17 protein-coding genes are annotated in these 20,485 nt (G+C 47.4%); 9 read left to right on the forward strand and 8 right to left on the reverse strand.

The features are described from left to right. The 3 genes from DF182_RS24710 to dnaE all read right to left on the reverse strand — a co-directional run bounded on the left by DF182_RS24710 (position 1) and on the right by dnaE (position 6,370). Positions 1-2,142: a M43 family zinc metalloprotease gene (locus DF182_RS24710; protein WP_113618448.1), complete on the reverse strand. Its 2,142-nt coding sequence runs from the start codon at positions 2,140-2,142 to the stop codon at positions 1-3. A gap of 162 nt (positions 2,143-2,304) precedes the next feature. Continuing rightward, positions 2,305-2,622, reverse strand: coding sequence for a thioredoxin (trxA, locus tag DF182_RS24715; protein ID WP_113618449.1), 318 nt, complete (start codon positions 2,620-2,622; stop codon positions 2,305-2,307). A gap of 106 nt (positions 2,623-2,728) precedes the next feature. After that, positions 2,729-6,370, reverse strand: a complete 3,642-nt coding sequence (gene dnaE / locus DF182_RS24720) for a DNA polymerase III subunit alpha (RefSeq protein ID WP_113618450.1) — start codon at positions 6,368-6,370, stop codon at positions 2,729-2,731. A 164-nt stretch (positions 6,371-6,534) separates the two neighbouring features. On the opposite strand from dnaE, the gene DF182_RS24725 reads away from it, so the two are divergent. Further along, entirely contained in the window at positions 6,535-7,209 is a 675-nt protein-coding gene (locus DF182_RS24725) for a C40 family peptidase (protein ID WP_113618451.1), read from the forward strand. On the opposite strand, the gene DF182_RS24730 is transcribed toward DF182_RS24725, so the two are convergent. Beyond that, positions 7,210-8,694 carry a lipopolysaccharide biosynthesis protein gene (locus DF182_RS24730; RefSeq protein ID WP_113618452.1) on the reverse strand — a complete coding sequence of 495 codons (1,485 nt, stop codon included), beginning with the start codon at positions 8,692-8,694 and terminating at the stop codon, positions 7,210-7,212. Positions 8,695-8,850: 156 nt separating this feature from the next. On the opposite strand from DF182_RS24730, the gene DF182_RS24735 reads away from it, so the two are divergent. The 7 genes from DF182_RS24735 to DF182_RS24765 are packed head-to-tail and all read left to right on the forward strand — an operon-like array spanning position 8,851 to position 14,491. Beyond that, the gene (locus DF182_RS24735; protein WP_113618453.1) at positions 8,851-9,612 is read left to right on the forward strand and encodes a class I SAM-dependent methyltransferase; all 762 of its coding nucleotides are present in this window, start codon (positions 8,851-8,853) and stop codon (positions 9,610-9,612) included. Between the two features lie 5 nt (positions 9,613-9,617). Further along, complete coding sequence (locus tag DF182_RS24740; RefSeq protein WP_113618454.1) at positions 9,618-10,526, forward strand: glycosyltransferase family protein; 909 nt, start codon at positions 9,618-9,620, stop codon at positions 10,524-10,526. A gap of 49 nt (positions 10,527-10,575) precedes the next feature. Next, the gene (locus DF182_RS24745; RefSeq protein ID WP_113618455.1) at positions 10,576-11,220 is read left to right on the forward strand and encodes a methionine biosynthesis protein MetW; all 645 of its coding nucleotides are present in this window, start codon (positions 10,576-10,578) and stop codon (positions 11,218-11,220) included. 28 nt (positions 11,221-11,248) lie between these two features. Beyond that, positions 11,249-12,250 carry a glycosyl transferase gene (locus DF182_RS24750; RefSeq protein WP_113618456.1) on the forward strand — a complete coding sequence of 334 codons (1,002 nt, stop codon included), beginning with the start codon at positions 11,249-11,251 and terminating at the stop codon, positions 12,248-12,250. A gap of 9 nt (positions 12,251-12,259) precedes the next feature. Next, positions 12,260-12,631 carry a sugar 3,4-ketoisomerase gene (locus DF182_RS24755; RefSeq protein WP_113618457.1) on the forward strand — a complete coding sequence of 124 codons (372 nt, stop codon included), beginning with the start codon at positions 12,260-12,262 and terminating at the stop codon, positions 12,629-12,631. Then, positions 12,621-13,718 carry a DegT/DnrJ/EryC1/StrS family aminotransferase gene (locus DF182_RS24760; protein WP_211327201.1) on the forward strand — a complete coding sequence of 366 codons (1,098 nt, stop codon included), beginning with the start codon at positions 12,621-12,623 and terminating at the stop codon, positions 13,716-13,718. The genes DF182_RS24755 and DF182_RS24760 overlap by 11 nt, the downstream gene beginning before the upstream one ends. Positions 13,719-13,729: 11 nt before the next feature. Then, positions 13,730-14,491 (forward strand): glycosyltransferase family 2 protein, encoded by a 762-nt coding sequence (locus tag DF182_RS24765; protein ID WP_161964252.1) that lies wholly within the window; start codon positions 13,730-13,732, stop codon positions 14,489-14,491. 69 nt (positions 14,492-14,560) lie between these two features. Here DF182_RS24765 and DF182_RS24770 read toward each other — a convergent pair whose 3' ends face one another. Further along, the gene (locus tag DF182_RS24770; protein ID WP_113618459.1) at positions 14,561-17,074 is read right to left on the reverse strand and encodes a YfhO family protein; all 2,514 of its coding nucleotides are present in this window, start codon (positions 17,072-17,074) and stop codon (positions 14,561-14,563) included. A 345-nt stretch (positions 17,075-17,419) separates the two neighbouring features. Between DF182_RS24770 and DF182_RS24780 the strand changes: the two genes are divergently transcribed. After that, positions 17,420-18,226, forward strand: coding sequence for a queuosine precursor transporter (locus tag DF182_RS24780; protein WP_113618461.1), 807 nt, complete (start codon positions 17,420-17,422; stop codon positions 18,224-18,226). Here the strand turns inward: DF182_RS24780 and DF182_RS24785 are convergent. From DF182_RS24785 to dapF, 3 genes are read right to left on the reverse strand one after another with little or no spacing between them, the layout of a single operon-like run. Further along, the gene (locus tag DF182_RS24785; protein WP_113618462.1) at positions 18,223-18,675 is read right to left on the reverse strand and encodes an NUDIX hydrolase; all 453 of its coding nucleotides are present in this window, start codon (positions 18,673-18,675) and stop codon (positions 18,223-18,225) included. The genes DF182_RS24780 and DF182_RS24785 overlap by 4 nt on opposite strands. A gap of 38 nt (positions 18,676-18,713) precedes the next feature. Then, on the reverse strand, positions 18,714-19,652 hold the full coding sequence (locus tag DF182_RS24790) for a magnesium transporter CorA family protein (RefSeq protein WP_113618463.1): 939 nt from the start codon (positions 19,650-19,652) through the stop codon (positions 18,714-18,716). A gap of 15 nt (positions 19,653-19,667) precedes the next feature. Further along, entirely contained in the window at positions 19,668-20,453 is a 786-nt protein-coding gene (gene dapF / locus DF182_RS24795; RefSeq protein WP_113618464.1) for a diaminopimelate epimerase, read from the reverse strand. Positions 20,454-20,485 lie beyond the last annotated feature (32 nt).

The following is a 20,485-nucleotide window of genomic DNA, read 5'->3' on the forward strand; positions in this document are numbered from 1 at the left end:
TCATCTTACTTTCATTAATTTAATGGTGTTGGCCCTGTTCCTGTAAATTAATTTTACAAAATAAACACCATTTGGCTCATTTACCAAATTAAAGGTCATCCGGTTGTTGCGCCCGATGGCATTGCCTGGTTGTGTGGCTATCAGCTGACCGGCAGCATTATAGACGCTTACCTGTAACAGATCAGTGGGGATTTCATAGAAGGAGATCCATACCAGGCCGTCTGTAGGATTCGGATTCACCAGCACGCCGGCTTTCCGCAGATCAGGATTGATGTCTTTGCTGACAATTCTTATATTATCAATATAAATATTATTCTCTGAGTTTGATATATTTCTGAAAGCTACCTGAAACTTATCTTTACCCACCAGTGCCGTTATATCTACCGAATCGCGGCGCCATTCGCTGGCTGTAGGTACAAATTCAGTCTGTAATGCGGTAGGGTGGGTGATCAGGTTTTTACCCCATTTGTTATAAGCAATGTTCAAAGTCTGATGACAGTCTTTGGTAACTAGTACCTGCAGCGTGTCCCATACGTTACCGGTCATATCAGGATCGGAATACACGGCTGCCGCTACATCAAAGAAGAGGAAAACAGAATCGCGGCCCTGCGGATCAATCACCGGTGTGATCAGATCATCGATCTGATCGTTGACGTTATATCCTTTGTTACGTACCAGCACAGAGGCTTTGCTATGGCTGCCCACGTTCCTGTCACGCTCCCAGGTGAAGCTGCGGTCCGGATTGTACAGATCCCAGCCCGGAGGAGGGAAACTATCCTGCTCAAATCCTTCTTCAAATGGAAGCTGTACTTCCGCATCATAATGGAATTTGCTGGCTACGGTATCATTAGCCACATTGGCATCCGGCTGCCCGTTAGGCAATTGCGTATAGGCCTGAAGGTTATAGATTCCGACGGGGACCTGTGAAGACGGAAGTGTAACGGAAGTACTCTGCAAACTAGGTAGACTGCCCTGCCAGTCGTAATTAACGAGTGGGCCGTTGTTTAGCCGGTACAGGATACGTACAGACGTGAGCGGGTTAGTGCCTTTGTTGCGCAGTGTAACCACTGGCAGGATACGGTTATCGCAACGTTTTCCATCCGCACCGTTGATGGCTATCAGTGCTGCATCATTTTCCGGCAGTATTACGGGAGTGCATCCGTTGGAAGACATCAGGCTGCGGGTGGTGTTTTCCAGCACATCGCGCATTCTGCCCACCTGTCCGGCCGTAAAAAGATGCATACAGGCATCATCGGTATAGTCCATGTAATTCATGAACATGATGCCCGGAAAATTGGGGCTGCAGTTGTCGGTTTTGGGAAAAGAGGGGCAACCATAGGTGTTATCGCCCTGCAGGGGCGTATCTGCGATGCCGTCGTCTCTGGTGCAGGCGCCGTTGTCATCGCCCCAGATATGAATGAGGCCGAAAAAGTGGCCTATTTCGTGGGTGGTGGTGCGTCCGAGATTATAGATACGGCCTACGCTGCCGGTGGTACCGAAGGCGGTGTATAATACTACTACACCTTCCTGTTCGGAGGGATAACCCATTCCGGGAGGAGCGGCTACACCGAGGTAATTACCAGAGAGGCGTGTCACCCAGATATTGAGGTATTTCTGGGTATCCCAGGCATCGGAACCGCCGGATTTATCATATTTCACGTCGGGGCTACCGCCACTGATGTCAAAGCCGCGACCAGGCGCGGTGGTTACCCGCACAATACCGGTGGTGGGCTCGTCGCCGGGTGTACGCTGGGCCAGGCAATAGTTGATCCGCGAATTGCCGATGATAGGCTGCCATACAGGTGGTACCTGGCTGATATCCGGATTGGTAGCATTGTAGTCATTGTTGAGTACTGCTATCTGAGACATTACCTGAGCATCGGTTACCAGGTCGGGATTGTCGAGAACAATATGCACTACTACGGGGATGGTCACTTGCTGGGGAGTGGCTTCCGCCTGCACCCGCATCATGCGTCGTTGCTGTAATTGTAAAAGTTTTTTTTCATTGGCATCCATCACCTGCTGCAGGCCGGGATGTTCGAGGACCCGCTGCTGCAAAGCGACGGCTGTTCCGCATTTCCGCTGTCCGACAGAGGAGAGGCTGTAGAGTAAGGTAAACAGGATAATAAAAGTGTGGCGCAAAGATGGTTGTTATTAGAGGTTGATCAGATGGTTTTGCTGGTTTGGATTATGCTGTAAGATACGTAGCAGAACTGAAAATTTTGTTAACCGGAGACATTCAGACACAAAAAAGCCCTTCCGTATATGCGGAAGGGCTTCTTCATCACTCAGTCGTTTATATCCTTACAGGTTAGCCTGTATTTTTTTCTCGAGAACAGATCTTGGAACTGCGCCAATTTGTTTGTCTACTACCTCACCATTTTTGATGAACAGGATGGCAGGGATGCTGGTGATACCATAATCGATGGAAATCTGCGGGTTATGGTCCACGTTCACTTTACCGATGTTTACTTGACCGGCATAATCTTTAGACAAGTCTTCAATTACTGGTCCGATAGCACGGCAGGGTCCACACCATTCTGCCCAAAAGTCAACTACGGATAATTTATCGGAGTTCAGTACTTCCGTCTGAAAGTTCGAGTCAGTGAATTCTAAAGCCATAAGATATTATAATTTAAAGGTGTTTATTAATGATTGTTTTTGATTGTTTACGGTTGTGTAATGATCAAAACTTGAACCGAGTGCAAATTACTGCTTTTTTGACATCTTACTTATTGATTGTTTCGATATAGACATCGATATCCGGTTGTTTTCGCAGGAAATGCGCCAACTCGTCATTCATCTCTATATTTCTGTTGAAGGTATGCAGTTTCACCTGCAGGTTATTGTCCCGGTCGGTGAGCTGCAGGTGCAGTACGCTGCTGCCCGGGTAACGATTGATATTCTCTACCAGAAAGTCTACCGTTTCGCGTTTCAGCTGTTTGGGCGCAGTAGCCAGGAATACCTGTTTGGTATGTGTTTTTTTCACTTCCTGGAGCAGCTGTATGCTGCTTACCTTAAACTCATATTCGTTGTCGTTAAAGCGTTTGGACTTAAAGCCGCCGTTGATGAACAGGCAGAGGCCGGGTTTCAGGTAAGGTGCAAACCGGATGAAGTCTTCACTCCACAGGGCAAATTCAAATTTGCCGGTGTAGTCTTCTATGGTCATAACACCAAACTGCCGGTTGTTGCGGGAAATCCTTTCCTGCGCGTTGGTAACATATACGGCCAAACGAAAATTTCTTTCGCGGGAACGGCCGCCGGAGCTGCCAGGAGTACTGATTTCAGCCTGATACTCCACTAGTTCCTGCACCTGATTCATGTTATAATGTTTCAGCTCGAAACGGTAATCGTCCAGCGGATGGCCGGAGATATAGATACCCGTGATGTCCCGTTCGTTGTTGAGCTTCATGATCAGGGGCCATGGGTCGCAGTTGGGTATTTTAGGAGGCTCTACATCGGGCATGTCTTCGGCTCCGAAGAGGCTGCCTATATTGGAAGAGCCGGCAGAAACCTGTTGACCGAACTTCACGATTTTATCAAGTCCGCTTAATGGTTCAGTGTCCGGTTTATGGAAATACTGAGCCCGGTGGAACTCTGGGAAACAGTCGAAGGCGCCGGACATGATCAGGGCCTCGAGTGATTTTTTATTAACAGCGCGTTGGTTAACGCGTTTGATAAAGTCGAATATTGTTTTGAAAGTGCCTTCCTTTTTCCTTTCTTCCAGGAGATTTTCTACGGCAGCTTCACCCACGCCTTTGAGGCCACCAAGGCCAAAACGGATCTGCCCATTTTTGTTCACCGCGAAACCTTTCAGGGATTCGTTTACATCCGGCGGTAATACGTCGATGCCCATACGTTTACACTCTTCCATGAAGAAGGTGATTTTCTCGATGTTGCTGGCGCAGTTCAGTACAGACGCCATGTATTCAGAAGGGTAGTGGGCTTTGAGATAGGCGGTCTGGTAGGCCACAAACGCATAGCAGGTGGCGTGCGATTTGTTGAACGCATAGGAGGCGAAGGCTTCCCAGTCGGTCCATACTTTTTCGCAGACTTTCAGATCGTAGCCATGAGTGGAGCAACCTTCCATGAATTGCGCCTTCATCTTGTTCAGTACCGCGATCTGTTTTTTACCCATCGCCTTACGGAGGATGTCCGCATCTCCACGGGAGAAGTTGGCCAGTTTCTGACTGAGCAACATTACCTGTTCCTGGTATACGCAGATACCGTAGGTTTCTTTCAGGTGTTCCTCCATGTCGGGGAGGTCAAAGGTTACCGGCTCCAGTCCGTGTTTACGACGGATGAAGGACGGTATGTACTCGAGCGGGCCCGGCCGGTACAAGGCGTTCATGGCGATGAGATCGTCGAATCTGTCGGGCTTCAGCTCGCGGAGGTATTTCTGCATACCGGGCGACTCGAACTGGAACGTGGCGTTGGTTTCGCCTTTCTGGTACAGCTCGTAGGTTTTGGCATCGTCCAGCGGGATCTCGTCGATATTTATGTCCACGCCATGGTTCATACGGATCAGCTCCAGCGCACCTTTGATGATGGTCAGGGTTTTTAATCCCAGGAAGTCCATCTTGATTACGCCGGCAGATTCGATGATACTACCTTCAAACTGGGTGACCAGCAGGTCGGAGTCTTTGGCGGTGGATACGGGTATCAGGTCGTAGAGGTCTTGCGGGGCGATGATGATACCGGCGGCGTGGATACCGGTGTTCCTTACGGAACCTTCCAGTACACAGGCTTCACGGAGTACTTCACCCTGCAGATCCTGGCCTTTGATCAGCTCCCGAAGCCGCTTTACGTTTTCGATATCTTCACCGGCGAGGCCTTCCTTGTCGGAGAGACTTTTCTCTCCATCGAGGGGTGCGTTGAAGATACGGTCCAGCTGAATGCCGGGTTTGTCCGGTACCAGTTTGGCGAGGCCATTGGAGTCTACGAGGGGCAGGTCCATTACGCGGGCTACGTCCTTGATACTCATTTTGGCGGCCATGGTACCGTAGGTAATGATCTGTGCTACCTGGTTGCGGCCATATTTCTGTACTACGTAGTCAATTACTTTCTGACGGCCTTCATCATCGAAGTCCGTATCAATATCGGGCATGCTCTTACGGTCCGGGTTGAGGAAACGTTCGAACAGCAGGTTGTATTTGATGGGGTCGATATTGGTGATGCCGATACAGTATGCCACGGCAGAGCCTGCGGCAGATCCACGTCCAGGGCCGATGAATACGCCCAGGTCGCGGCCGGCTTTAATGAAGTCGGATACGATCAGGAAGTAACCGGCAAATCCCATGTTTTCGATTACCTGCAGCTCAAAGTTGATACGTTCTTCTACATCGGCTGTCATCTCGGTGTAGCGGGTACGTGCGCCCTCATAGGTGAGGTGGCGCAGGTACTGATCCTGCGTGAAAAACTCCTTTGGAATAGGGAAGTTGGGCAGCAGGATATCGCGTTTGAGATCCAGCAGCTGTACTTTGTCTACAATCTCATTGGTATTGTCTATGGCCTGTGGAAGGTCATGGAACAATGCCGACATTTCCTCCGTGGTCTTGAAATAGAACTGGTCGTTGTAGAAGGCGAAGCGTGTGTTTTTGGAAGCTACCTCATCATCAGAGAACTCCTTATTGGTAGGAGTGCTTTTCTTCTCACCGGTGTTGATACAGAGCAGGATGTCGTGTGCGTTGGCATCTGCCTGGTCTACATAGTGGGAGTCGTTGGATGCGATGATCTTCACATTATATTTCTGTGCATACTTCAGCAGTACATGGTTTACCTGGTCCTGCTCGGGAATGCCGTGCCGCTGCATTTCCACGTAGAAGTCATCGCCGAAAATGTCGAGCCACCATTTGAATTCCTTTTCGCCTTCTTCTTCTCCCTTACGCAGTATGGTTTTGGGAACGGAAGCACCCAGACAGCAGGTGGTGGCGATCAGGCCCTTATGGTATTGTAATATCAGTTCTTTATCGATACGCGGGTATTTACCGTAAAGTCCTTCCATATATCCGAGTGAACAAAGTTTGATGAGGTTGCGGTAACCTTCATCATCTTTGGCCAGCAATACCTGGTGATAGCGGATATCTTTTTCTTCGCGTGTAAAGGCACGTTTATGGCGGTTTTCCACCAGATAAAACTCACAACCAACGATGGGTTTTACTTTCAGTCTTTTATCTTTCGGATCACCAGGATTCAGTTTATTGTTGTACGCTTCTGCCACAAACTGGAAAGCACCAAACATGTTTCCATGGTCTGTGATTGCCAGTGCTGGCTGATTTGAAGCCATGGCTTTCTTGTACAGCGACTTGATGTCGGCTGCACCATCCAGTAATGAAAACTGCGTATGTACGTGTAAGTGGGAAAAGATCATCTCAATGCGGTTTCGTCAGGCGCCAAAAGTACGATGAAATATGCAATTATGAATGGAGAATTGTAATTGAGACAATTGATCTTCAATAAAAAACCATAATTCTCCATTCATAATTTGTAATTAACTAATAGTTTGTATTTTAGCGAAAATTTTTAACCAGGCGTATGATTAGAATTAAGGGACATCTATGGATGAAATTATCGGTTTGTGCAATGGCGTTAGGTTCCTGTTCTACTATCAAAAAGACTACTGCCAGTCGAAATAATACGCCCACGGTATCTGAAGGCAGACGCATCACCTTTATTGACGGCATTGCCACACCTGGTCGTCATACATCATCTTCCTACAACAATAGCAGCAGCAGGGATATCAGTATCAGCAAACATATTACCTACGGCAGTGCCAATCTGGAAAACGCACAGGGCTGGCAGTTCAAATATGCCCAGCTGCTGGACGTTCCGGTAGAAAATGTGCTGAACCACAGCCTGTATAAATTTATTGAAGATTGGATGGGCACTCCTTATCGCATGGGTGGTAAAACCCACAATGGTATTGATTGTTCAGGCTTCGTAAATATGCTGGTGAACACGGTGTTTCAGTTTTCTCTTACCGGCAACTCCGTAGAATTATATAACAAAGTGAGGCAGCGCCTCAGTTCCCGCGACCTGCACGAAGGTGATCTGGTATTCTTTAAAATACATCACCGTCGTATCTCCCACGTAGGCATCTACCTGGAAAATGACAAATTTGTACACGCCTCCACCAGCTCAGGCGTGATGATCAGCGATCTGAAAGAACCATACTGGAAAAAGTATTTCGCTGGCGGCGGCAGGCTTTGATTACAAGCCTATCTTCTTTCTGGCCATCTCCCATACATTATTTACATCTTCGGAAAGCCGTGTCACTATTACGGTGGTGCCAAACAATGCGAGGAACAGCACTGATCTTACGATGGTGTCGAAATACATGTTGAATACAAACGGCAGCTGTTTGACCAACAGCACACCACCAATGCCCAACAGCAGTGCCCACAGTGTTTTCAGGCTCAGGGGCTGCATGCCAAAGCGTATCCATATAAACAGGTAACGGATCAGATTAAAAAGGGCTACCGTGATGAAGTCTGCGTAAGCAGCTCCTACAGTGCCAAATCTTTTTATCATAAAATAGTTGAGAATAATGGATATGAACACCAGGGTGATATTGCTGACGAAGTCAAAACGCCAGTAGTTGGACGTTTGGATGATCTGGTTGTTGATACCGGTTATCAGGTCAACCATTTTGGCAAGGCCCAGCACTACAACGATCTGCGCAATATCCGCCCAGTCCGGACCTAGATACAGCACCAGGTTATGTCTTGACAGGAAGATGGCGCCGAAAATACCAACCCCGGCAATAGACAGTGTGATGGAGCTCTTGGCATATAGTTCCCGGATTTTGGCCATGTCCTTGTTTTTCCAGGCGGCGGCCAGAATAGGGGTGGTGATGGAATACATGCTGCGTTGTGGTACTTCCATGAAGCTGATCACAAAAGTAGCATATGAAAACAGCCCCGCATGGTTCAATCCCTGAACACTACTGATGATCAGCAGGTCATTGGTTTTACGCAACAAGGTAAATACGCTGGAAGAAAATACATAACTGCTGAAGGTAAACATACGTTTGCCCAGCCTTCTGGTCACATTGCTGACACCCTGTACACCGATTTTCAGCTGGCCCGTACGCCAGAGTATGACCAATAGTGCGATGGCACTGAAGGCATAAGGCACACTGAAGAAATTAATATACTGGGTAAAACTGATATGAGTAAAGGCAAACACCAGCAGGATAATAGTGGAAGCGATGCGGATACCACCTTCTTTCAGGAAATTGGACGCTATCGTTTTATGCAGCCCCCAGGCAAACCCTTCCAGCATATTAAAAATCAGAATAAAAAAGGTAAGCGGGTAGATCGCATAAAAGTATTGAATAAACAATGCTGAATTGGTGCTGAACTTGCGGACGATCAGGTCTTTAAAGACAAAGGAAAACACCACAAACAGCACATATCCTATCAGAGACACGATCAGCGTGAGTTTGGGCAGGTCGTTCTTTTCCGGTTTCAGGTAGTCATGATAAAAAGGGTAGAATTTATTGATCACCGGCACTGCGCCCAAAGAGGCTACGGTGGCCAGCAGGGTACAAACATCTATCAGTACGCGGGTTAATCCGATTTGCTCCTGGGAGAAGATCTTCGGCATTAATAACATCAGGTTCATGGCACCGAAGGCAAACCCTATGTAGATGGATATTGATGAATAAAAACTCTGTTTTCGGATGATCCCCATTGACTATTTTATGATGCACAAATATATAAAGAATCTTTCAGGGGCAGGCTCTGGTATTAGGAATTGTATATTAGAGCACAACAAGTAATAAGTTTTTTTCATGGTTTTTGCAGTTCTGCTATTTATGAATTTATTTTGCAAGACATTCATTAACATATGCTGATAGACTTCCTGATCCGTAATTATATCGTTTTTGCAAACCGCAGGCTACAGGCGGAACCTTATCCGCTCACCTTCTGGTGGCAGAAACGGGAGCGGCTGAAACGGTATTCCGGTAAACAGAATATTCTGACGCCCTCTTACCGGTCGTTGAAAACGCCGGGGGAGACTATTCCGGTGCCGGAATTAAAAGGGCTGTACGATGGTGTTACACTGGGCTTCTGGACTTTGGACGCAGCTTCCATGGCGCTGCTGTGGGAACGGCTGGTAAAAGAAAAGCCCCGGGTAATTGCTGAATGTGGCTGCGGCGTGAGTACCATTATGTTTGCCAAATATTTCTCCCTGCATCGTCCGGATGGTGTTTTATTGTCTTTTGAGCAGGATGAGAAAGAAAAACAACGGCTGGATAACCGATTAAAAGAGCTGGGACTCGAAAAAGGGGTTCATATATATTACGTACCTGTGAGTGATCCGGACAAAGGTTATGACTTCCACCTGAAAGGCGGACCTTCAGCTTTGCCCGGTGTAGAACCGTTTGACTGGCTGGTGGTAGATGGTCCCAATGGGTCTGACAACAGCCGTTATACCACAGTACCAGCTTTACAGGAGCTTGCCAAACCCGGCGCAGTATTTTTCCTCGATGATTCATTCCGTGACGGAGAGTTCCGGATTCTGGAAAACTGGAGTAAATTGCCCGGTGTAACCGTAGAAGGTATTTACCCAATAGGTAAAGGACTGGCTACCGGTAAATTTAAATAAGCAGCATGTCAACATTAGCACCGATCATATTTTTTGCCTATAAGCGACCTGACCATGCCCGTAAGGTGCTGGAAAGCCTGGCACAGAACCCGGAGGCAGCACAGAGTGAACTGTATGTTTTTGCCGACGGGCCCAAAGCAAACGCCAGCGAGGACGCATTATTACAGATCGCCGCCACCCGGGAAGTGATCCGCAGCCGCAACTGGTGTGGTAAAGTGCATATTGCTGAAAGGGTCCAGAACTATGGACTGGCCCAGTCTGTGATTACCGGAGTGACGGAAGTGATCGCCAAACATGGTAAGGCGATCGTGGTGGAAGATGACCTGGTACTGTCACCCTATTTTCTCCAATACATGAACCAGGCACTGGACATGTATGAAGATGAGCCACAGGTGGCATCTATACATGGATATGTATACCCCTTGCTGGAAACCGTGCCGGAGACATTTTTTATCCGGGGTGCAGATTGCTGGGGCTGGGGTACCTGGGCCCGTGCTTGGAAACAGTTTGAGCCCGACGGGCAAAAACTGTACGACGCCCTGCGCCTGAAAGGAGAGGGCAGCACCTTTGATTTTAACAATACGTACAATTACATGAAAATGCTGCGTAAGCAGATCGACGGACAGAACGATTCATGGGCTATCCGCTGGTACGCTTCCGCATTTCTGAAAAATATGTTAACGTTGTACCCGTCACGCTCACTGGTGCAGAATATTGGTACGGATGATACCGGCACGCATATGAACCAGGCAGACACGCCCAGCTTTGAAGTGGCATTGTCGCCTACGCCCATCATGCTGCAGAAACTACCGATAACAGCCAGTGTGCAGGGAACAGCTGCATTTGAGACATATTTCAGATCTATAAAGCCTGGTATATTTCAACGGATTAAGAAGCTCATGAAACGGAAGTAAGAAACAACAGCGGTTTGATATTGTAGTATTCCCTCAAAATACCGTGATCATGCGTAATGATAACCGGAATTACGACTACAGTCAGCTCCCTTCTGAAAAAAGAGGGGAATATGAAAAAGTGACCGACTTACTGAGTCCTGGCAATACCGTGCTGGACCTGGCCTGCGGCAATGGGCGATTGATGGAGATGATGATTGAAGAAAAACAGTGTGATTGTAAGGGGATTGAGATTTCCCCCTCCGGAGTGGAAATATGCCAGCAGAAAGGATTACAGGTAATCAGAGGTCGGGTTGATGAAACGTTGCCTTATGCCGACAACGAGTTCGATGTGGCGGTATGCAATGTGACTATACAAATGGTAATGTATCCGGAAACGCTGTTATCGGAAATGAAGCGGGTAGCCCGCCGTCAGATCATCTCATTTCCTAACTTTGCGTATTTCCTGAACCGTATAGACATGATGATTAACGGGCGTATGCCTAAAAAGATGTTGTTTGGCTACCATTGGTACAATACAGGGCATATACACCAGCTTTCTCTGCGTGACTTTGAAGAGTTGCTGGAAAATGTGGGTGGCCTGCACATCGCAAGGAAAAGGTATGTGCCTATTGGCTTTAAAATAATTGATAGTTTGGGCAATGTGTTTCCCGGATGGTTCCGTAAAACCATTATCATCGAAACGGTGAAAGATTGAGCCGGTTTATTGGGTCTTTATTGATATTATGAAGGAAAGAGATACAACATTATATTATTGTACACTGTTCGACAGTAATTATTTATCCCGCGGGCTGGCTATGTATACTTCGCTGGCGGCTGTTTGTGCTGATTTTCATCTGTATGTTTTTGCGTTTGATGATAAATGTCTGAACGTATTGCGGAAGATGGCCCTGCCTCATCTTACTGTGATCTCCCTGGCAGAATTTGAAGACCCGGAACTGCTGAAAGTGAAGCCTACCCGCAATAGGGCCGAATACTGCTGGACCTGTAGCTCTTCCACCATCCTTTATTGTATTCAACAATTCGAGTTGCCGCATTGTACTTATATTGATGCGGACCTGTATTTTTATAATAACCCACAGGTGCTGATGGATGAAATGGGCAACCATTCCGTGATGATCACAGAACACCGTTACACTCCCCGGTATGATAAAAGTAAACTGAGCGGTAAGTATTGTGTTCAGTATATAACCTTCCGTAACAACCGCTGGGGCATGGAAGCCTTGCAGTGGTGGCGTAATGCCTGCCTCGACTGGTGTTATGACCGTCATGAAGATGGTAAGTTCGGTGATCAGAAATACCTCGACGACTGGCCACAACGTTTTAGTAATGTATGGGTGCTGGAAAATCTTGGCGGCGGACTCGCCCTCTGGAACATCCAGCAGTACGATGTGTTTAAAATGAATGACAAGCTCCGTTGCCGTGAAATAACTACTGGTAAAGAGTTTGATCCGATATTTTATCACTTCCATTACCTGAAGTACTTTACAGACAATACCATAGAACTGGGCAGACGTACCATCACACCTGCTATAAAGGAACTGTTGTATAAGCCTTATATTCAGGAACTGGAAAAAAGCAGACAGCAGATACAGGCCGTAGATCCTTCTTTTGACCCACATGGCGCCCGTCCGCGTCCTTCCGGTCTGAAAGCTATACTGGTCACCATCCTGCGCAAATTGAAAAACGTATATCATATTTACCCCCTGAAGGAATCCGGGATTTAAACATACAGCATGGCACATATCATTAACCTGACAACACACAGTGATAAAAGGGGAAACCTTACCGTCATAGAAAAACAGATCCCTTTCGATATCAAACGGATCTTTTATATCTATGGCGTAGATGATTCCGTGAGAGGCGGACACCGTCATCATAAAACCATACAGGCCGCTATCTGCGTGCATGGAAGTTGTATCGTGTCCAACAACAATGGAAAAGGGGAACAGACCGATTTTGTGATGGACCATCCCAACAAATGCCTGATCCTGGAACCGGAAGACTGGCATACCATGCATCATTTCACTCCCGACGCCGTATTGCTGGTAATGGCTTCTACTCCATTTGAAGCAGCAGATTATATTTACGAACCTTATGACAACTGAGGCTATGATAGAATATGAGAACCTCGGCTTACTCAACAAGCCATTTTTTGAAGAATTCAGGACTGCTTTTAATGAAACACTGGAAAGCGGTTGGTATATACTGGGCAATAAAGTAAAGGAGTTTGAAACAGCCTATGCGCAGTATCATGGTATGAAACACTGCCTGGGACTGGCCAATGGTCTGGACGCTCTGACACTGAGTCTGCGTGCCTTCAACTTCGCGCCCGGCGACGAAGTGATTGTGCCCTCCAATACCTACATCGCCACCATCCTGTCTATCGCACAGTGCGGGCTGAAACCAGTACTGGTAGAACCTGATATTCATACTTACAATATTGACCCGGAAAAAATTCCGGCAGCGATTACTCCCCGTACCAGAGCCATCATGGTGGTACACCTGTACGGAAAAAGCTGCGAGATGGACAAAATAGTGGCCATCAAGGAAAAACATAACCTGGTACTGATAGAAGACTGTGCACAATCACATGCCGCAACTTTTAAAGGCCAGCTGACCGGTACCTTCGGAGAGTATGGTGCCTTCAGTTTTTACCCTACCAAAAACCTCGGTGCACTCGGTGATGCCGGCGCCGTGCTTTGTAATGATGACCAGCTGGCTACCGCCATGCGTCGTTTACGCAACTACGGTTCCGATGTAAAGTATTACAACGAAGTGGTAGGCGTGAACTCCCGCCTTGATGAAGTACAGGCTGCATTTCTGCTGGTGAAATTCAAATACCTGGCTCAAATCACCGAACATAAAAGGAAACTGGCGGAGGTTTATCATCAGGGACTGAAAAGTGATTTTATCAAACCGGTCGTACACCCCGATTATTTTGATGTGTACCACATCTACAATATCCGTCACGAGCGCCGTGATGAACTGAAACAGTTCCTGCTGGACAACGGCGTTAAGACCGATATTCATTACCCGCTGCCGCCTCATCAGCAGAAAGCGATGAAGGGTATCATAGAAGGTTCTTTCCCGATCTCAGAAGAAATACACCGGACTACCCTGAGTCTTCCTTGTTCTTACTACCATACAACAGCAGACATAGAGAAGGTGGTGGAAGTGATCAATAAGTTTTAAAGCCTATCACTGTGACGGATAAACGTTCATCACCACCGGTTGTCAGTATTATAACAGTTTGTTATAATGCCGCCAGGTTTATTGAAAGCACCATACAGAGCGTGCTGGCACAAACCTATCCTCATATTGAATACATTATTATTGACGGAGCCTCCAAAGATAATACGCTGGAGGTAGTGGCGCCTTACCGTTCCCGTATTGCGAAAGTGGTGTCTGAAAAGGACAACGGGCTCTATGATGCCATGAACAAAGGTATGCAGCTGGCTACCGGCGAATACCTGCTGTTCCTGAATGCAGATGATACCCTGGCAGACAATACCGTCATTGAACAGATGCTGCAGGCTTGTCCGGATGCCGACGTGTATTACGGAGAGGCAATGTTCATCGATGAAAAAGGTGCCGAACTCGGACTGCGGTCTGAACAAACACCGCATCAGGTGCCGGCACAACTTACCTGGAAAAGCCTGAAACATGGCATGGTAGTATCTCATCAGGCATATATCATCCGCAGGCGTTTAAGTCCGTTGTATGATTTGCAGTATAAAGTATGCGCAGATATTGACTGGATGATCCGTACACTCAAGGCTTCACGTCATATCTGCAATACCCATGTGGTCGTGTCCAGGTTTAGGGTTGGGGGGACGTCCAAACAGCGGCAGCAGCTGGCCTGGAAGGAACGGTATAAGATCCTGAGCCGCTATTACGGGCATATCCCTAATTTTACGCATCACCTGTTTATTGGGCTGCGGTATATCTTCTCCAAGAAATATTAATTGTTTTTATCTGCATAAAAAATGCGCCATGATCTACATCATGGCGCATTTTTAGTATATGCGGTACCGTTATTTAGAAGTCGGTTCCTGTTTTTCTTCTTTTTTTCCTGCAGCGATGATCTCAAAGATGAAAGCTCCAAGCACCAATATTACCAATACAGTGGAGGAGATGGAAGATATCTTCTGACCTGTAAAGAAGGTAGTTGGTTCAAACTTCAGATCGATTTTATGCTGTCCGGCGGGGATTTTCAGGCCACGCAGTGCATAGTTTACTCTTACGATATCGGTCTTTTTACCATCAATATAAGCGTTCCAGCCGGCAGGGTAGTAGATTTCAGAGAATACACCGAGACCTTCCTGGCTGTTGCTGGAGGCATATTCCAGGCTGTTGAGGCCATATTTGGTCAGTTTGATGGTGGCGCCGCTGTCTGCTGCGGGTTGGTAACCGTTGCCCAGTTCTTTTGCGAAACGTTTGTCTACCACGGCAGAATCTTTGGTGTCGAGATAGTCAAGCGTTTTCATTTCTGTGTTGGCATCGGGAGCCCATACAATACCTTTTACGAACCATGCGTTACCGTTGGCATCCGGGTTGCGCTGTGCCACTGGCTGACCGGTTTTCTGATCAGGTACGATAAAGTATTTGGTATTGAGCATGTTGAGCACATGCATATTGTTTTTGGAGATCTGGTGGGTGATGAGGTCCTGGTAAATCCACAGTTTGGCGGGGCTGTAGCCACCGATGTTTTTGTGGAAGTAGGAGGGGATGGCATCATCAAAAGGAGACGTGGTGAGGTTGAACACGCGGTAATATGGATCAGGGTCCTGTTTGATCTGGAGATCAGCCTGTGATGGTGACAGCTGTGACAGCAGCACAGATTCATCTACGAAACTGTCTTTGCCGAGGTAGTTTCTGTCTACCTGTACCAGATCGATGGTAACAGCAGCTACAATGATGATAGCAGCAGGTTGCCATTGCAGTTTACCTTTCAGATAAGCCCAGATAGCACCGGCAGCGATGGCGATAAACACCAGGGAGCGGATACTGTCTTTCAGCAGCAGAGAGCTACGGTCTTTTTCCAGCGCCCGTATCATCAGTTTGGCATTGGCTTCACCACCGAGCATCTGACCGAAGTAGTTGAGCATGGTAGCGTCGCTATGGCTGCTGAAATTCCAGAACATGCTGCCGAGGATGCCGAGCACCACTACGATACCGCCAGAGATGAGTGTAGCCTGTTTCAGTTTTTTCAGCAGTTCTTCCTTGGAATGTTTACCATTGGCCATTTCCTGTAATGCCCAGCAGGCGAGTATTACAAAGGTGAGGGACGGCAGTACCAGGGCCTGTGAAGGTGCTCTGAACTTGTTATATAAAGGCAGGTGGTAGAACAGGAAATCGTTGATAAATCCGAAATTCTTACCCCATGCCAGAATGAAACCGATAACGGTAACGGCCAGCAGCCACCATTTCTGCCAGTTGCTGACAACGAGCAGGGAGAGGATAAAGAGGAAGCAGATGATAGCGCCTACATATACAGGGCCGGAAGTACCTCTTTCCTGAGCACCGTAGTACAGGGGGAACTTCATCTGGTCCATATACTGTTCTACCTGAGCAGCGGGAGCGCCGAGGCTAATCATCTGTTCGTACACATGAGATCCGGTACCCAGTTTCTGCGCGGAGGAGTTACCCACAAAACCAGGGATCATGAGCGTAAAGGATTCCGGAACACCATAGCTCCATTCGTAGGCGTAGTCGATATCCAGTCCGGTGGATTTATTTTCTTTGGCATCTTCCTTACCCAGTGTGAGTTCAGATTTGCTGCCACGCATGGTATAATCTGCATATTCTTTGGTGGTGAGGAGGCTGTCCATGGCTGGCAATGCAGCCAGTATGCCGGCAAAGGCCAGCAGCACAGAAGCTTTGAAGAACTGCGGCAGTTCCTTGTTTTTCAGTGCGTGAATGAAGGCGCCTATTACCAGGCAGATGATCATGATAAGCGTGTAATAGATCATCTGAAGGTGATTGTTGTAGATCAGCAGACCGGTGGCCAGGGCAGTAAGGGCGGCGCCGCCGATTAGGCGTCCGCGGTAGGTCAGGATAATACCTGCCAGTACAGCCGGCATCAGTGCGATGTCGTACATTTTGGTGACGTGGCCTACATCGATGAGGATCAGGTTATAGGAGCAGAAAGCAAAAGCGATGGCGCCCAGGACTCTTATCCAGTATTTGAAATCCAGTATACATGCCAGCAGGTACATGCTGATCATGGCGAGGAACAACATGTTGATAGGGGCGGGCAGGCCGAGGGTAACCAGTTGATTGACAATGGTCAGCTTGTTTTTACCGGGACCAGTGTATACCACATAGGTAGGCATTCCGGAGAACATGCTATTGGACCACAGTGGGGTTTCACCAGTTGCTTCATAAAAGTCCCTCGCCTCTTTGGCCATTCCTTTTACGTTCATCATGTCGCTCTGGTTTACTATCTTGCCTTCCAATACAGGAGAGCAGTAAACCGTTGCCAGCAATATGAATATACCAATTGCTGCCAGATGGGGAAGAATGGCTTTTAGCCAGTTTTGCTTCATCGGATATCTTGTGTTTGGTTTAAAAGGAACAAAAATAACTGTAATTTATCCGAAATTTCAATATGCGTTGGATTCGATTTGTGTTAAAGTTTACATTTATCTGTAACCTGTGCTTTATTTTAGGTCAGATACTCAGGATTTCAGCGTATGATCATTCTTTTGATATGATCGTGAGCCATGTGCTGGTTTTAGGTGTGGGCGTGGCATTTCCGCTAAACCTTGTTGTTTGCCTGGTGACGGGAGTATTATTATTACTGAAAAAAATTAACTGGAAACAGCTGCCACCGTGGCTGTTTTTATGTAACGTCGGTATCTTAGTTGTTCAACTTATAGTTAGTTATTAAAATGGTCAAGAAACTTTTAAGTGATAAGCCTACCAAGCTTTTTGTGATCTTCGCCAGCTTTTTTGTAGCCAATGCGCTCATCGCCGAGTGTATCGGTGGTAAACTTTTCTCGCTGGAACGGTTGTTGGGGCTGGAGGTACACTCCTTTACCCTGTTTGGAGAGAGCGGTCTGGCGTATACGCTGACTGCCGGGGTGCTGTTATGGCCGCTGGAATTTGTGATGACAGACATTGTCAACGAATTTTACGGGCCAGTGGCGGTACGCCGTATCTCCTATATTGCGGTGGCACTGATCACCTATGCTTTTATTATGTTTTTTGTGGCGATCCATGTGCCGGCCGACAGCTGGTGGCTGGGCAGCAGTTCCGGAGAAGGGGTACCCAACATGCAGAGCGCTTTTGTGGGTATTTTCGGGCAGGGGATGTGGATCATCCTGGGTAGCCTCACCGCCTTTCTGGTAAGCCAGATCGTGGACGTGACAGTATTTCACCACATTAAAAAACGTACCGGTGAAAAACATGTATGGCTGAGAGCTACCGGTTCTACGGTGGTGTCGCAGTTGGTAGACAGCTTTATCGTGTTGTTTATCGCCTTTAAGATAGGAAAGGACTGGAGCTGGCAGCGTGTGCTGGCCATCTGCATGGTGAATTACAGCTATAAATTCGTAGTGGCGGTGGCGTTAACCCCGCTGATTTATTTGCTGGAGCATCGTATTGTCCGTTATCTTGGGCATGACACCGCTACACGGATGAAGGCCGCCGCCATGGGCAAGGAGATGCCGGTGATGGACGTGGTGCCGCACGATTAATATCGTGCCTTCACCAAGTCTGCCACTACTTTATCAATCGGGAGGGTGACGGCTGCGGCCGAAAAATCCTCCCAGTTGATCCATCTGGCATATTCAATCTCTGATACACCTTCCGGTACGGTAAAATCGAATGGCTTATCCAGCGTTTTGGCTGTAAAGGGAGACAGAGGAGTTACGAGATAGTAGATCGAAATAATCTGGGTTTCGTTATCAAAGGCTGATATCTGAAAGAAATCAGTGGTATAGATATGTTCTACCACCTTGATATCCTGTCCCAGCTCTTCGCGCCATTCCCGCACCATACATTCGAGGGTACCTTCCCCGAATTCGAGCCCGCCACCGGGGAATTTGGTATAATATCCGCCACGGATATATTCATCAGTTACGAGTACCTGTTTTTGATCATTGATCATGATACCATAAACCCGTACGTTAAATCCTGTTTGCATATTGTTATTGTTCCCTGTTTTCCGGAATATGTTTTAGATCAGAACCATTTCTTTTTCATGAAGTACATGCTGATGATCACCGATATCACGATGGAGAGGATAATGGGGATGTAAAAAGCATGTATACTGTGCTGGAAGGGCAGGTCTACGTTCATACCATAGATACTGGCTACCAGCATAGGGAAGGTGAGTATGATGGTGATGGAGGTAAGCCTTTTCATAACCACATTCAGGTTGTTGGAGATGATGCTGGCAAAGGCGTCCATGGTGCTGCTGAGGATATTGGTGTAGATATTGGCCATTTCGAGGGCCTGGGAGGTATCTACGATCAGGTCGTGGAGGAATTCCTTTTCATCTTCGTTGAGGCCCAGAAAATTGGTCCTTTCGAGCTTCATGAGCAGCAGCTCGTTGCTGCGGAGGGCGGTCACAAAATAGACGAGGCTTTTTTGTATCCGCATGATGGCCAGCAGTTCTTCGTTTCGGTTGGAATCGTAGAGTTTGGCTTCCAGCATGTTCCTGCGCTGATTGATTTCCTTGAGGTGATCGAGGAAATTGACTACTACCTTCTCGAAGATTTTGAGGACCATCATGTTCTTTTTTTCCGGAGACCTGTTGTGAAAGGTATCGAGGAACCTTTTGATGGCAGCGTTATCGAAGGAGTTGACAGTAATAATCTGATTGTGGGTAAGGACGATCACGATAGGGATGGTAATGTAGAAGGCATCGCTTTCGTTGATGGAATTGTTTTCCGTGGGTGTTTTGATAACGATGAGCTTTACATTGTCTTCCAGCTCGTAGCGTGATTTTTCGTCAATATCCAGGGAGTCGGTAAGGAAGTCCAGCGGTATATCCAGCTCTTCAGACAGCTGTTCAAATTCAGCCTGTTTCAGTGGTGGGGTGATATTTACCCAGGCACCGTTTTCGGGTGCCTGGATAGCTACCGTTTTGGCATCTATATTTTTGAAGTATTGGATCATCTGCGGGATAAGTTATCAGCCAATGGTAATCTGTCCTTCAAACACCAGGGTGGCGGGGCCACAGAGCCAGATGTTGGTAAAGGAGCGTTCACCGGTGCGGGTATAGCGTACTTCCAGTTGTCCGCCGAGTGTTTGTACGGGGACTACATATTCCTTTTCTTCTTTGCCGGCAAAGGTGATAGCAGCGGCAGTAACGCCGGTACCGCAGGAATAGGTTTCGTCTTCCACGCCTCTTTCATAGGTACGTACGAAGATGCCTTCTTCGAAAGGCTGTACAAAGTTCACGTTGGTACCTTCAGCGGCAAAACGTTCGTTGTAGCGGATCTGACGGCCTTCATTGAATACGTCTACCGCCTGTACATCGTCTACATATTTTACAAAGTGGGGAGAGCCGGTGTTAAGGTAATAATACAGCGGACCATGTTCTACAAAGTCCACATCCTGCATTTTCAGGTTTACCCAGTTATCACCGTCCATAGTGGCTTCGTGTTCACCATCTACCGCGATAAAGTAGAGGTTGCCATCGCCAACACCCATTTTATGGGCGAATGCAGTGAGGCATCTGCCACCATTACCACACATGGAGCTTTCCCTTCCATCAGAGTTGTAGTATTTCATGGCGAAGTCATAGTCTTCGCTTTTGTTCAGGAGCATCAGGCCATCGGCACCAATACCGAAACGGCGGTCACACAGTTCATTTACCTGTTCATTGGTAAGCCAGTCGTACTGTCCTTCCCGGTTGTCCATGATGATAAAATCATTCCCGGTACCCTGGTATTTATAGAAATGAATTTGTTGCATAATGCAAAGATAGAAAGCTTTTGGTTTCCCAG

The organism is Chitinophaga flava (genome assembly GCF_003308995.1).
GTDB classification, from domain to species: Bacteria; Bacteroidota; Bacteroidia; order Chitinophagales; family Chitinophagaceae; genus Chitinophaga; species Chitinophaga flava.

Excerpts from the sequence above, each read along its gene's own strand:
- DF182_RS24740 (WP_113618454.1), top strand. The coding sequence starts at position 9,618 with ATGTCAACATTAGCACCGATCATATTTTTTGCCTATAAGCGACCTGAC.
- DF182_RS24785 (WP_113618462.1), bottom strand. The coding sequence starts at position 18,675 with ATGCAAACAGGATTTAACGTACGGGTTTATGGTATCATGATCAATGAT.
- DF182_RS24755 (WP_113618457.1), top strand. The coding sequence starts at position 12,260 with ATGGCACATATCATTAACCTGACAACACACAGTGATAAAAGGGGAAAC.
- trxA (WP_113618449.1), bottom strand. The coding sequence starts at position 2,622 with ATGGCTTTAGAATTCACTGACTCGAACTTTCAGACGGAAGTACTGAAC.
- DF182_RS24735 (WP_113618453.1), top strand. The coding sequence starts at position 8,851 with ATGCTGATAGACTTCCTGATCCGTAATTATATCGTTTTTGCAAACCGC.
- DF182_RS24745 (WP_113618455.1), top strand. The coding sequence starts at position 10,576 with ATGCGTAATGATAACCGGAATTACGACTACAGTCAGCTCCCTTCTGAA.
- DF182_RS24725 (WP_113618451.1), top strand. The coding sequence starts at position 6,535 with ATGATTAGAATTAAGGGACATCTATGGATGAAATTATCGGTTTGTGCA.
- dnaE (WP_113618450.1), bottom strand. The coding sequence starts at position 6,370 with ATGATCTTTTCCCACTTACACGTACATACGCAGTTTTCATTACTGGAT.
- DF182_RS24760 (WP_211327201.1), top strand. The coding sequence starts at position 12,621 with ATGACAACTGAGGCTATGATAGAATATGAGAACCTCGGCTTACTCAAC.
- DF182_RS24750 (WP_113618456.1), top strand. The coding sequence starts at position 11,249 with ATGAAGGAAAGAGATACAACATTATATTATTGTACACTGTTCGACAGT.
- DF182_RS24790 (WP_113618463.1), bottom strand. The coding sequence starts at position 19,652 with ATGATCCAATACTTCAAAAATATAGATGCCAAAACGGTAGCTATCCAG.
- DF182_RS24770 (WP_113618459.1), bottom strand. The coding sequence starts at position 17,074 with ATGAAGCAAAACTGGCTAAAAGCCATTCTTCCCCATCTGGCAGCAATT.
- DF182_RS24730 (WP_113618452.1), bottom strand. The coding sequence starts at position 8,694 with ATGGGGATCATCCGAAAACAGAGTTTTTATTCATCAATATCCATCTAC.
- DF182_RS24780 (WP_113618461.1), top strand. The coding sequence starts at position 17,420 with ATGGTCAAGAAACTTTTAAGTGATAAGCCTACCAAGCTTTTTGTGATC.
- dapF (WP_113618464.1), bottom strand. The coding sequence starts at position 20,453 with ATGCAACAAATTCATTTCTATAAATACCAGGGTACCGGGAATGATTTT.